Annotated in this window: 10 protein-coding genes; 3 read left to right on the plus strand and 7 right to left on the minus strand. The window is 60.7% G+C overall.

Features of this window, described 5'->3' with window-relative positions:
* Positions 1-64 precede the first annotated feature (64 nt).
* Entirely contained in the window at positions 65-1,501 is a 1,437-nt protein-coding gene (glnA, locus tag AC05K6_RS06315; RefSeq protein ID WP_476728083.1) for a type I glutamate--ammonia ligase, read from the minus strand.
* A gap of 154 nt (positions 1,502-1,655) precedes the next feature.
* Here glnA and AC05K6_RS06320 point away from each other — a divergent pair, with 154 nt between their 5' ends.
* Complete coding sequence (locus tag AC05K6_RS06320; protein ID WP_476728084.1) at positions 1,656-2,132, plus strand: RDD family protein; 477 nt, start codon at positions 1,656-1,658, stop codon at positions 2,130-2,132.
* Between the two features lie 3 nt (positions 2,133-2,135).
* On the opposite strand, the gene AC05K6_RS06325 is transcribed toward AC05K6_RS06320, so the two are convergent.
* The 4 genes from AC05K6_RS06325 to sucB all read right to left on the minus strand — a co-directional run bounded on the left by AC05K6_RS06325 (position 2,136) and on the right by sucB (position 7,560).
* On the minus strand, positions 2,136-2,915 hold the full coding sequence (locus tag AC05K6_RS06325; RefSeq protein ID WP_287862450.1) for a DUF4191 domain-containing protein: 780 nt from the start codon (positions 2,913-2,915) through the stop codon (positions 2,136-2,138).
* Between the two features lie 118 nt (positions 2,916-3,033).
* The gene (gene lipA / locus AC05K6_RS06330) at positions 3,034-4,083 is read right to left on the minus strand and encodes a lipoyl synthase (RefSeq protein WP_287862452.1); all 1,050 of its coding nucleotides are present in this window, start codon (positions 4,081-4,083) and stop codon (positions 3,034-3,036) included.
* Positions 4,084-4,108: 25 nt separating this feature from the next.
* Positions 4,109-4,903 (minus strand): lipoyl(octanoyl) transferase LipB, encoded by a 795-nt coding sequence (lipB, locus tag AC05K6_RS06335; protein WP_476728085.1) that lies wholly within the window; start codon positions 4,901-4,903, stop codon positions 4,109-4,111.
* Positions 4,904-5,412: 509 nt separating this feature from the next.
* Positions 5,413-7,560, minus strand: coding sequence for a 2-oxoglutarate dehydrogenase, E2 component, dihydrolipoamide succinyltransferase (gene sucB / locus AC05K6_RS06340; protein WP_476728086.1), 2,148 nt, complete (start codon positions 7,558-7,560; stop codon positions 5,413-5,415).
* Positions 7,561-7,743: 183 nt separating this feature from the next.
* On the opposite strand from sucB, the gene AC05K6_RS06345 reads away from it, so the two are divergent.
* Positions 7,744-8,142 (plus strand): oxidoreductase, encoded by a 399-nt coding sequence (locus AC05K6_RS06345; protein WP_293791766.1) that lies wholly within the window; start codon positions 7,744-7,746, stop codon positions 8,140-8,142.
* Between the two features lie 21 nt (positions 8,143-8,163).
* Here AC05K6_RS06345 and AC05K6_RS06350 read toward each other — a convergent pair whose 3' ends face one another.
* Positions 8,164-9,864 (minus strand): leucyl aminopeptidase, encoded by a 1,701-nt coding sequence (locus AC05K6_RS06350; protein WP_476728087.1) that lies wholly within the window; start codon positions 9,862-9,864, stop codon positions 8,164-8,166.
* Between the two features lie 237 nt (positions 9,865-10,101).
* Between AC05K6_RS06350 and AC05K6_RS06355 the strand changes: the two genes are divergently transcribed.
* Positions 10,102-11,280: a branched-chain amino acid aminotransferase gene (locus AC05K6_RS06355; RefSeq protein WP_476728088.1), complete on the plus strand. Its 1,179-nt coding sequence runs from the start codon at positions 10,102-10,104 to the stop codon at positions 11,278-11,280.
* Here the strand turns inward: AC05K6_RS06355 and AC05K6_RS06360 are convergent.
* A complete protein-coding gene (locus AC05K6_RS06360; RefSeq protein ID WP_476728089.1) occupies positions 11,247-12,251 on the minus strand; it encodes a nicotinate-nucleotide--dimethylbenzimidazole phosphoribosyltransferase in 1,005 nt (334 codons plus the stop codon). The two genes, AC05K6_RS06355 and AC05K6_RS06360, sit on opposite strands and share 34 nt — an antisense overlap.
* Positions 12,252-12,253 lie beyond the last annotated feature (2 nt).

Here is a 12,253-nt window from a genome sequence, read left to right on the forward strand (position 1 = left end):
CAAAGATCGCCCACAGCAAAAGGCCCGGAAGCAGCGCGCTTCCGGGCCTTAACTCACTAACCGCTTAGCAGTCGTAGTACATTTCGAACTCCTGCGGGGTCGGACGCAGGCGTACAGGCGCGATCTCATTGTCGAACTTGTAGGCGATGTACGTATCGATCAGATCGTCGGTGAATACGCCACCCTCGGTCAGGAACTCGTTGTCCTCCTCCAGAGCCTTCAGGGAAGCCTCCAGGCTGGTTGGAGCCTGCGGAATGTCCTTAGCCTCCTCCGGCGGCAGCTCGTACAGGTCCTTGTCGACCGGAGCGTGTGGCTCGATGCGGTTCTTCACACCGTCCAGGCCAGCCAGCATCATGGCGGCGAAGCCGAAGTACGGGTTACCACTCGGGTCCGGAGCACGGAACTCAATGCGCTTAGCCTTCGCATTGGAGCCCGTGATCGGGATGCGGACCGCAGCAGAGCGGTTGCGCTGCGAGTAAACCAGGTTAATCGGAGCCTCGAAGCCCGGAACCAGACGGTGGTAGGAGTTCAGCGTCGGGTTGGTGAAGGCCAGCACCGCACCAGCGTGCTTCAGGATGCCGCCGATGTAGTAGCGAGCGATGTCGGACAGACCGGCGTAGCCGGACTCATCGTAGAACAGCGGCTCGCCGTCCTTCCATAGCGACTGGTGGGCGTGCATACCCGAACCGTTGTCGCCAGCCAGCGGCTTCGGCATGAAGGTCGCGGACTTGCCGGCCTGCCATGCGGTGTTCTTGATGATGTACTTGAAGGACTGCAGATCATCCGCAGCGTGGAGCAGGGTGTTGAACTGGTAGTTGATCTCCTGCTGGCCACCGGTGCCAACCTCGTGGTGGGCGCGCTCCAGCTTGAAGTCGGCATTCGCCAGGTTGCGGCACATATCGTCACGCAGATCCTGGTAGTGGTCGTACGGGGCAACAGGGAAGTAGCCACCCTTCATACGGGTCTTGTAGCCCAGGTTCGGGGTGCCGTCCGGGTTGACCTCCGCACCGCGGTTCCACCAGCCCTCAACGGAGTCCAGCTCGTAGAACGCACGGTTCGTGTCCGTCTCGAAGCGAGCGGAGTCGAACAGGTAGAACTCGGCCTCTGCACCGAAGAAGCAGGTATCCGCAATGCCCGTAGAGGTCAGGTACTGCTCCGCCTTGCGGGCAACGTTACGCGGGTCGCGGGAGAACGGCTCGCGGGTAAAAGGATCGTGGACGAAGAACTTCACGTTCAGCGTCTTAGCCTTGCGGAACGGATCGATCCGGGCAGTCTGCAGATCTGGCAGCAGGTTCATGTCCGACTCTTCAATGGTCGTGAACCCACGGACGGACGAACCGTCGAAGGCCAGGCCCTCCTCAATCGCATCCTCGTCGAATTCCGAAGCAGGGATGGTGAAGTGCTGCTCGATACCGGGCACATCGGTGAAGCGAACGTCCACAAACTCGACGTCATTGTCCTTGATGTACTTGACGACTTCTTCTGCACTCTTGAATGACACTGTAATTTCTTCCGTTCCTTGCAGTGGGAATCTCAAACTGTTGCGACAATATATAAAAGCAACACCATCGATCCTACGCATACTGGGCGAAGGTTCAGGCAAAAATATACAAAATTATGCCACCAACATGGGGGACGCTAGGCTCTAAACCATCATGAGTGAATCGCGTAGCTGGCTTGAAGGCCCCCTTGTTCCAGGCGAAAACGAAGACCTCGCCGAACTGAGTCCATACCCCGGTGCCCGCCTCGGGCTCCCCAAGGACGGACCTGGTTCTCTTTCCCCCTTGTTCCCCCGCATCGGTGCCCTGGCCATCGACTGGCTGGCCTGCTACGCCCTGGCGTGGTTTGTCGTCTCCATGACTTCCGCGCTGGGCGATTCAGCTACCGCCACGATCATCTTCTTTATCGTGTGGCGCATCCTCACCGTCTGGCTGTTCGCCCAGTCACCCGGGCACGCTATCCTAGGCATCGGTGTGGCTCGCATTGATCAGCCCGACCAGCGCGTCGGCCTATGGCGCGCAGTAGTCCGCGCGCTGCTGACAGTCTTCCTGTTCCCCCCGATTATTCAAGACACCGATGGCCGTGGCATGCATGACCGCGCCACCGGCACCGCGGTCATCCGCACCCGCTAGGGGTTACTTCTTTCCGCGCTGCGCAGCGCGACGGGCACGGCGATTCATGCCGGACATCTTTGCGCCCTTCGGCATGGGGCCCTTCGGCATGTTGCTATTCGGGCTGCTTAGTCGCGAGATCGACTCAACCTTGGAGTTAAGGGCGTCAACCTCATTCTTCTTGATGTTGCGCGGCATGCGCATCAGGTGGTTCTGCAGCTTCTTTACCGGCACCTGCCCCTCTTCGTTGCCGACGATGACGTCGTAAATGGGGGTTTTGCCGAGGATGCGGGCGAGCTTCTTCCGCTCCTGCGCCATCATCGGCTTCAGTCGGTGCGGGGAGCCCTCGCCAACCAGCACGACGCCGGGGGTGCCTACCACGCGGTGCACTGCGTCCATATGGGTGTTTGACGCCACGCCGGTCTCCGTAATCCACTTCATGCCTACGCCATCACGCATGTTGGTCAGAGCCCATGCAGCGGCTCCCGCTTCGCCCTCAATCTGGTCGTACACGCCGGTCTGCAGACGACGGGAGAATGTCCACATCGCCGCGATGACGCCGATGAAGATACCTACGATCAGGTTCAGCCACCACCAGCCGAACACCAGGCTAAGTAGCAGCATCAGCACAACGGGAATCAGGAAGGCCAACACCATGAACGGGATAAGCTTCTTATCCCGTCCCTTCTGTAGCTTAAAGGCTTGCCACAGCTGGGAGCGCGTCTGCTTGCGCTGCTCCTTCTTTGCAGCCTTGGCAGCCTTCTTATCTTCCTTGACTCTTACGTCCTTTTTATCCTTCGCCATGGACTTAACAATAAGGCATGAATAAAGGCGGGGCGAAAGTGCCCCGCCGTGGATTCACTGGCAGCCTCGGTCAGGCACTGGTGTGGGCGCCGACCTCAGTGCAAACTGTGGCTCCGGCCTAACGGCGCGAAGCGGTAACCGGGGTATCTTCCGAAGCTCCGTAGCGCTCCAAGAGGGTAGAGGCCTCCTGGGAGGTAGTGGAATCCAGGGTGTCCTCCAGGTGCTTCAGGTTCTCTGGGATAGCCTCGCCACGCGCCTGCTTGGCCTGAGCGTATAGGCGGCCAGCGCGGTAGGAAGAACGCACCAACGGGCCGGACATGACAGCTTTGATGCCCAACTCGTAAGCGGCATCGGAGTGTTCCATGAACTCCTCCGGCTTCACCCAGCGCTCAATCGGGTGGTGCATGGAGGACGGGCGCAGGTACTGGGTGATCGTCAGAATATCCGTGCCGGCATCGGCCAGATCCTTGATCGCTGCGCGCACCTCCTCCTTCTTCTCGCCCATGCCGAGGATCAGGTTGGACTTCGTCACAAGGCCGTAGTCGTGTGCTGCCTGGATGACTTCCAGGGAGCGGTCGTATTTGAAGGCCGGGCGGATGCGCTTAAAGATACGGGGCACGGTCTCCAGGTTGTGTGCAAACACCTCCGGCTGAGAATCGAAAACAACCTTCAGCAGTTCCGGGCGGTTGGAGAAGTCCGGCGTCAGGTTTTCCACGCCCGTGTTGGGGTTCAGCTCGTGGATCTTCTTGACGACCTCGGCATACAGCCATGCACCCTCATCGTCGAGGTCATCGCGGGTCACGCCGGTAATGGTGGCGTAACGCAGTCCCATCTCGCGCACATTCTCCGCCACGCGGCGCGGTTCATCCCGATCCAGCGGGGACGGGCGGCCAGACTTAATCTGGCAGAAGTCACAGCGTCGCGAGCAGGTATCGCCACCGATGAGGAATGTCGCCTCGCGGTCTTCCCAGCACTCGTTGATGTTGGGGCAGCCAGCCTCCTGGCACACGGTGTGTAGGCCAGCGCCCTTCACGCGATTTTTAATGTCCCGATACTCCGGGCCGACCTTGGCGGTCGTGCGGATCCACCGAGGCTTCGACTCGATGGGGGTTTCGGCATTCTTCGCCTCGATGCGGAGCATCCGGCGTCCATCTGCGGTCACACTCATGGCGACTAGCCTACGCCGGGGGTATCTAGGAATCCACCTGCAAGTCGCCGTTCAACGCGTCGACGAGATGCTGGGCGAGCAGCGGCTGGGCGTCAGAAACACTAACCTTGCGTCCCAACTCTTCGGTAAGGGTCGTGACCCCTGCGTCCGCCAGTCCGCAGGGCACAATGTGGTCGTAGTATTCCATGGTGTTGTCGCAGTTCAGGGATACACCGTGCATGGTCACGCCGCGGGTGACGCGGATGCCTATTGCGGCGATCTTTCGTGCGGGCTTGAGCTCGTTATTGATGACGCCCGCAGGCAGCCATACGCCTGAACGTCCTTCAACGCGGCCCGTGCCGTGGAGGCCTAGGTCTTCGCAGGTTTGGATTAGCGCCTGTTCGAGGCGGCGAACGTAGTCGACTACGTCCACCGGGTCGGCAAGTTGGATGATGGGGTAGGCGACTAGCTGGCCGGGGCCGTGCCAGGTGATGCGTCCTCCGCGGTCGACGTCAACGACTGGTAGGCCGTTGGTCGGGCGGTCGGAATCTTGGGTGCGTTTGCCGGCGGTGTATGTCGGCGGGTGCTGGAGGAGAAGGATGGTGTCGGGGATTTTGTCCTCGGCGCGCTGAGCGGCGAGATCCGCCTGGAGGTGCCAGGTGGATTCGTAGTCGACGGTGCCGAGGTCGCGGATGTCGATGTCTGCGGCGGGGGCGCTGGTTGGCGTGTCTGCGCCAGGTGTGGTGGCTGGTGTGTCTGCGGTAGGTGTGGTGGCTGGTGTGCCTGCGCCGAACCTGCTGTTTGTATTGGATTTGCGGATGCTGCCTTGCTGGAATCCCATGGTGGCGATAGTACTCCAGCGGTTAAGAGCCTTGGATCTGGTGGTGCAGGTTAGGGCGCAGGTGGTGAGCGCTGTCTGAGGGTGAGCATTGTCAGAGGGTGGGCATTGTCGGAGAGTGATCACTGTCGGAGTGGTTAAGCACCTTGTAGGTCACCATGTGCTCGTCATTTGCGGCCGAGAAACGGACGAATGTCGTTGAATCGGGATTCTGCAAAAAGGGAACCCGGATTCAATTATTCTGAAACTCTCTGACCTGCACGTTTGGATAAGTGGGAATAGTTGTCTTTAACAGATTCCCGATCTAACGACATTTGGGGGTCTGGGCACCTACTGTGACCGGGCTGAGGGTCTGTCTGGCAAGGCTGGTGAGGTTAGTGGGGCTGGTGAGGCTGGTGGGAAGTGGCAGGAAAGGCCGCGCAATACAAAACGCCGACCCCGCGGGAAGCGGGGTCGACGCTTTGCCAGGATAGCTGGCGCTTAATGGCGGGCTGCAGCTAACAGCCTAGAGCTTAGAGCTCCAGGTCCTCGGTGAAGTCCGAGTTCTCCAGGCGATCACGCAGGGTGGACATGAAGCGACCTGCGTCGGCGCCGTCAATCACCTGGTGATCGTAGGTCATCGGCAGGAAGACCATCTGGCGGATGGCGATAGCCTCGCCGTCATCCTCACTCAGCACAACCGGACGCTTCACAATGGCACCCGTGCCGATCATGGCAGCCTGCGGCGGAACCAGGATCGGAGTATCGGTCAGGGCTCCCTCAGAACCGATATTGGTGATGGTGAAGGTGCCGCCGGACAGATCATTCGGCTTCAGCTTCTTGTTGCGCGCACGGTCAGCAATGTCCACGATGGCCTTGGCCAGCTCCGGCAGGGACATATCCTGTGCATCGTGGATAACCGGGCTCAGCAGGCCAGCCTCCGTATCCACGGCAATGCCCAGGTTGACCCGCTCGTGGTAGGTCATTTCCTTGGTTTCTGCATTGTAGGAAGCATTGACGTTCGGGTGGGAGATCAGCGCCTCGACCGCTGCCTTCGCGAAGAACGGCAGGTAGGTCAGGTTCACACCGTGCTTATCTGCAAAGGCCTGCTTGTTGGCCTTGCGCAGTTCTGCGATGTGAGTCATGTCGACCTCGTGAACCTGCGTCAGCTGAGCAGCAGCGTGCAGGGAATCCAAGGTGGTCTTTGCAGTGATCTCGCGGATACGGCTGACCTTCTTGGTCATGCCACGCAGCTCCTGCTTGGCCGGGTCGACCTTGTAGGAGGAAGCACGCGGACCAGCTGGGGAAGCGGACTTCGCAGAGGAATCAGATGCAGCGGAGCCAGATGCGGAGGTGCCTTCCGCCGCTGCCAGGATATCCTGCTTGCGGATACGGCCGCCGACGCCGGTTCCCTCGACGCTAGACAGATCGACGCCATGCTTTTCAGCAAGCTTGCGTACCAGCGGAGTGACATAAGGGAGGTTGCCCTCGGCAGGCTTCGACTTCTTTGCATCCGTCTCGGAGGACTTAGCTTCGGCCTTCTTCTCAGCCTGCTTAGCCTCGGCCTTCTTCTCCTCGGCTTGTGGCTCGGCCTTGTCCTCGGCCTTCTTCTCGGCCTTGTTAGCTTCGTCAGCCTTGTCGTCCTGCTTCTTGTCCTCGGACTTGGAGCTGGATGCAGTAGCGTTTTCGTCGCCGATGCGAGCGATGACTGCGCCGACGTCGACAGTGTCGTCTTCGTTAGCCAGGATCTCTACCAGGGTGCCTGCGACCGGGGAAGGAATCTCGGTGTCGACCTTGTCGGTGGAGACCTCCAGCAGTGGCTCGTCGACCTCAACCTTGTCGCCGACCTTCTTCAGCCACTGGGTGATGGTGCCCTCGGTGACGGACTCGCCGAGCTCCGGCATGGTGACGTCCTCCGCCTCGCCGGAAGCGGAACCAGAGTTATCGGAAGCCTCGTCAGTCTTCTTCTCCTCGGCCTGTGGCTCGGCCTTCTCCTCAGCCTCGTTAGCTTCGTCAGCCTTGTCGTCCTGCTTCTTGTCCTCGGACTTGGAGCTGGATGCAGTAGCGTTTTCGTCGCCGATGCGAGCGATGACTGCGCCGACGTCGACAGTGTCGTCTTCGTTAGCCAGGATCTCTACCAGGGTGCCTGCGACCGGGGAAGGAATCTCGGTGTCGACCTTGTCGGTGGAGACCTCCAGCAGTGGCTCGTCGACCTCAACCTTGTCGCCGACCTTCTTCAGCCACTGGGTGATGGTGCCCTCGGTGACGGACTCGCCGAGCTCCGGCATGGTGACGTCCTCCGCCTCGCCGGAAGCGGAACCAGAGTTATCGGAAGCCTCCTCGGCCTCGTTCTCGTCGGAAGAGTCAGCGGACTCAGCCTCGGCTGCCTCGCTGGAATCGTCGTCGCTGGAGCTGTCGGCGTCAGAACCAGAAGGCTCCTCGCCCTCCTCGCCGATTTCGGCGATGACGGCACCGACATCCACGGTGTCGTCTTCCTCGGCGATAATCTTCAGCAGCACACCACTCGCGGGGGAAGGGATCTCCGTATCAACCTTGTCGGTCGATACCTCAAGCAACGGCTCGTCAACGGAGACCTTGTCTCCGACCTTCTTCAGCCACTGAGTAACGGTGCCCTCGGTTACGGACTCGCCCAGTTCGGGCATTTCGACGGAGTACGCCATGGTGTTTGAAGCTCCTCAAGCTAAACGAAAATCAGCTGTGGTTATTTGGTTGAAATACTACATAAGTCTACGCGCCTTGACCCACCACCGTTGTCTGCCCCCTCACCCCTTCTTTGTTGACGCCACCTCACAGCCCGCGCACCTTTGGGGAACCGCTGGGTGCGTGAACTAGAATCGCTAAGCGTGTTTAATCTTTTCGGCCGGAACAAAAACAGCTCCACCAGACCACCGCGTGCACCGGGGGAGACTATCCGACCCAAGGACCTCAGTTACCTCCAGCAATGGGCGGGAGCACGCCGCGGCGTGGAAGGCTTCGTGGAACCCGAGACAATCGTTAACGAGATGTCCGTGGTGCTGGTCGATAGCGAAGGGGAGTGGACGCGTCGTCGCATCGGCGGGCCGAAGGGAATCGATAAGGTGGCCCAGGCCGTGGGGATTCCGCTGTATTTCGCGGAGGAGACAGGCTATCCACAGCGCATGCGCGATCGCATTGAACGCGATCGGCTCATCCAGAAGCGTCTGGAACAGCGCGAACGGCGTGCCCAATTCGAGCAGCGACGCAGCGAGCTAGAGGGCGATTAGCCCCTGCCTAGCCCTTGAACGCTAGCCCTTGAGCGCAATGTCTTCCAGTGCCGCGATGATCGTGCGTACTGGAGAGCCGGTGGCGCGCTTCGGTGTGTACCCGTAGGGGGCGCCATCGTTGTATGCCGGACCAGCAACGTCAATGTGCACCCACTGCACGCCTTCGGGGACGAACTTCTTTAGGTAGTGGCCGGCCACGGACATGCCACCCCAGCGGTTACCAGAGATGTTCTTGATATCTGCAACGTCAGATTTCAGCGCTTCGCCCAGCTCCGCGGGCAGGGGCATGGGCCAACCGGCATCGCCGACCCGCTGGGAGACCATCGCTACCCGATCGCGGAAATCCATGGACCCCATAATGCCCGGGGTGCGTTCGCCCAGGGCCACAATCTGCGCGCCGGTCAAGGTGGCGGTTTCAATCAGATAGTCCGGCTTGTCCTCGCAGGCCCGCACGATTGCGTCGGCTAGTACTAGGCGGCCTTCCGCGTCGGTGTTCCACACCTCGGTGGTGGTGCCACCGTAGTGGCGAAGCACGTCGCCTGGCCGGGTTGCATTCCCACCGGGCATATTCTCTGCCAGCGGGATGGTCGCGGTGACGTGAACGGGAATATTCAATTCGGCGGCGGCAATCACTGCTGCAACTACTGCTGCGGAGCCGCCCATGTCCGAGATCATGTTCCACATCTTTGCCGGTGGCTTGAGGGAAATTCCGCCGGTATCGAAGGTGATGCCCTTGCCGACCAGCGCCACACGCGGGGAATCATCGGCGATCTTGTCAGGATTGTAGTCCAGACGCACCAGGCGCGGCCCACGAGCAGAACCCTTACCTACTCCCAGAATGCCGCCGAACCCCTGCTCTTCCAGCGCCGCCTCGTCTAGCACCTCGACGGTGATGTCCGCGTGCTGAACAGCTTCGGAGATGATGGCCGCATAGCTTTCGGGGTACAGCACGTTGGAGGGGGTATTCACGAGGTCGCGCGCCAGTGCCACCGCGCGCACCGTTGCCAGCGCGTGCTCGAGGAGCTCTGCCGGATCCTCAGCGGTTAGCACCTCGATCGATTCAATTGCCGGGGTCGATGCCGCCGACTTCAGCCCGCGGTATTCGTAGGCACCCAGTGCATGGCCGACCAAAGCGGCTTCTGCGCCGAGCAGCCCTAGTGCACTTACGACGCGCGCACCACGTACCTGTCCCTGTGCGCCGTCGGCACCTTCAGCAGGGTTGGCGCTGGGGTTCTTAATGTTTCGCGACGCCACGCCTGCGGCCACGCGGACGTCTTCCGCGGATACTTCATCTGCTGGTCCCATACCGATTGCCAGGATCTTCTCCGGGCCACGCACTCCATCGCCGGCCTCGACGACGCCCTCGGCGGTCTGCGGATCTTGCGTGGACTCCAGTAGCTGTGCGGAGAGGGTGCCAGTGGAAACGACATCGGTTCGCGACGCAGCTGACAGGTTCGGTACCACCGTGACTTCACCAGCCGTGCCCTTTGCGCCTACGGAGATCAGAAGCTTCCACATTTCCAGCTGCTGTTCGGCCGTGAGGGCGTCAATAGGAGCGCCGGTGAGCTCCAGACCAGCCTCACCTTCGAAGACCGGGATGACCAGCGTATCGATGACCGAGGGAGTTTTGGTCGCGCCATCGTCCAACGTGGAATTGGTTTGTACCAGCGACATCTGCGGGATGTGGCCACGGGAGGGAAGGCCAGTGATGTTGGTGGTCATAACTGTTTCGACTGCTCCTTCGAAGTCTTGGACGGCGTTAATGACGTCGTTCTGTGTGCCGTCTTGTGTGCCGGCTTGTGCGTCTGCACAAGATCTCTATTCACTGTCTCTATTCACTGTTTTCACAATACCCAGAAACAGTTGCGCGACGGCTGAGGGTGTAAAAACCCTGGGGTTAATGAAAAGAATTGTTAGCTTCCTCACACTTTTCAACTGGGGCGGAGTACGCTGGTGTGCATGACTAGCACTCCGAAGACAGACTCACAGGCACAGCAGAACGCTTCTCCGGTGGAGTTCACCGTTACTCGCAACGAGAACCCGGCAACTGAGGAGAGAATCGCCGAAATTCTCACCGCACCGGGGTTCGGCAACCACTTCACCGACCACATGGTTGCTATCGACTGGACGGTCGACGAAGGCTGGCACAACGCCCGTGTGGAGCCTTACCAGCAGGTCCAGATGGACCCAGCATCCAGCGTGTTCCACTATGGGCAGGCCATATTTGAAGGCCTGAAGGCTTATCGCGGTGAGGATGGCAAGATTGTCACCTTCCGCCCGGAGCAAAACGCTCGTCGTTTCCAGAACTCCGCTACCCGCATGGCCATGCCGGAGCTGCCGGAAGAGCTGTTCCTAGAGTCGCTGCGACAGATCGTGGAGATCGACCAGCGCTGGGTTCCGCAAGGAGGCGGCGAGGAATCCCTATACTTGCGCCCCTTCATGATCTCTCGCGAGATCGGCCTGGGCGTGCACCCGGCCAGTAGCTACACCTATTTCGTGATTGCCTCCCCGGCTGGCGCCTACTTCTCCGGTGGTATCAACCCTGTCAGTGTGTGGCTGTCTACTGAGTACACCCGTGCCGCCCCCGGTGGCACCGGTGCGGCGAAGTTCGCTGGAAACTATGCAGCATCCCTGGCGGCACAGGCTTCCGCGCAGAAGGAAGGCTGTGACCAGGTCGTGTGGTTGGACGCAACCGAGCACAAGTACATCGAGGAGATGGGTGGCATGAACCTGGCGTTTGTCTTCGGTAGCGAAGACGGCGAGCAGGGGAGCAGTGGGGTCACGCTAGTTACTCCGGAACTGTCCGGTTCGCTACTCCCGGGCGTTACCCGCCTGTCCCTGCTGGAGTTGGCACGCGACCTGGGATACAAAGTCGAGGAACGTCGTATCTCCACCGACGAGTGGAAGGAAGCTGCGAAGTCCGGAGCCATGACCGAAGCATTTGCGTGTGGCACCGCTGCAGTCGTTACGCCGGTCGGTACCGTCAAGGATGAGTCCGGCGAGTTCCAGGTGAATGGTGGCCAGACTGGCCCTGTGACGATGCGCCTGCGCGAGCAGCTGACGGGCATTCAGAACGGCCGCGTCGCCGATAAGCACGGCTGGCTTTACACGTTGGTGGAGCAGGCAGCCACCGCGTAGCGCACCATAGGGAGCGCCAATAAGGCGCCGAGTCCCTGGCCGGCGCCGATCTTCAAGTCCAGTAGCGGTTCAAGCCCCAGCGCATTCAGTGCGGAAAGAGTAGCGGGCTCCGTTCCCGGTGAGGCTACCATCCACCACGCAGCCGCACCCGGCGCCAACATCTGCGCGCACAAAGCGGCAGCAGTCGCGCCCACGCCGTCGAAAATCACCGGCGTGCGGCGGACCGCGGATTGCGCCAAAATGCCCGCCATCACCACCAGATCCGCCGAACCGATTCGCTGCAAAACTCGTGCAGCTACAGCCTTGTCATCGCGCACGCGGAACATTGCGTCGCGGATAGCCGCGACCTTCGTCTTCCACGCTTCATCACTGATACCGGAACCGCGGCCGATGATCTTCACCGGCTCCACGCTGCACACGCTGCCGATCACGGCGGCGGCGACGGTGGTGAGCCCGCGTCCAAAATCGCCCAACAAAAGGATCGATGTGCCCTGGTCAGCCTCCTCGTCAGCGATCCGCACGCCACGCGCCAGATGAATGTCATACTCTTCTGGGCTCAAGGCGTCCACGGTATCGATGGAACCGGAGGGCTTATCCGGTGCGGTGTCGATAAGAGAAAGAGCGACCTGCGCCGACCTGCAGGCATCCACGAGTGGAACTTGCCCGTCGAGAATGCCGTCGCGCACCTGGGAGTTGAAATCAGCGGGAAGAGTTGAGATCTCCGGGTGTGCTTCGGCCACTCCGTGATCGCCCGTGACCAGCACCATCCGCGCAGCATCCAGCGCGGCGGCGGGAGCGGTGTTTTGGCACGCCGCCACCCAAGCTGCAATATCTTCGAGCTTCCCTAGCGACCCAGCCGGAATTCCTGCGCCAGTGGGCGCTGTGCTGCGGAGCTGCGCAGCACGACTACGAGCTGCCTCGTCCGGAGGGACGATCGGTGGGAAAGTCGGAGCGGAGGTCGAAGGTGCCATGG

The organism is Corynebacterium sp. TUM25020, from assembly GCF_056388495.1.

What these genes read in the sequence shown, in the direction of transcription:
- lipA (WP_287862452.1), bottom strand. Translation starts at nt 4,083, where the DNA reads ATGAGTGTGACCGCAGATGGACGCCGGATGCTCCGCATCGAGGCGAAG.
- AC05K6_RS06355 (WP_476728088.1), top strand. Translation starts at nt 10,102, where the DNA reads ATGACTAGCACTCCGAAGACAGACTCACAGGCACAGCAGAACGCTTCT.
- AC05K6_RS06320 (WP_476728084.1), top strand. Translation starts at nt 1,656, where the DNA reads ATGAGTGAATCGCGTAGCTGGCTTGAAGGCCCCCTTGTTCCAGGCGAA.
- AC05K6_RS06325 (WP_287862450.1), bottom strand. Translation starts at nt 2,915, where the DNA reads ATGGCGAAGGATAAAAAGGACGTAAGAGTCAAGGAAGATAAGAAGGCT.
- AC05K6_RS06350 (WP_476728087.1), bottom strand. Translation starts at nt 9,864, where the DNA reads ATGACCACCAACATCACTGGCCTTCCCTCCCGTGGCCACATCCCGCAG.
- AC05K6_RS06360 (WP_476728089.1), bottom strand. Translation starts at nt 12,251, where the DNA reads ATGGCACCTTCGACCTCCGCTCCGACTTTCCCACCGATCGTCCCTCCG.
- sucB (WP_476728086.1), bottom strand. Translation starts at nt 7,560, where the DNA reads ATGGCGTACTCCGTCGAAATGCCCGAACTGGGCGAGTCCGTAACCGAG.
- lipB (WP_476728085.1), bottom strand. Translation starts at nt 4,903, where the DNA reads ATGGGATTCCAGCAAGGCAGCATCCGCAAATCCAATACAAACAGCAGG.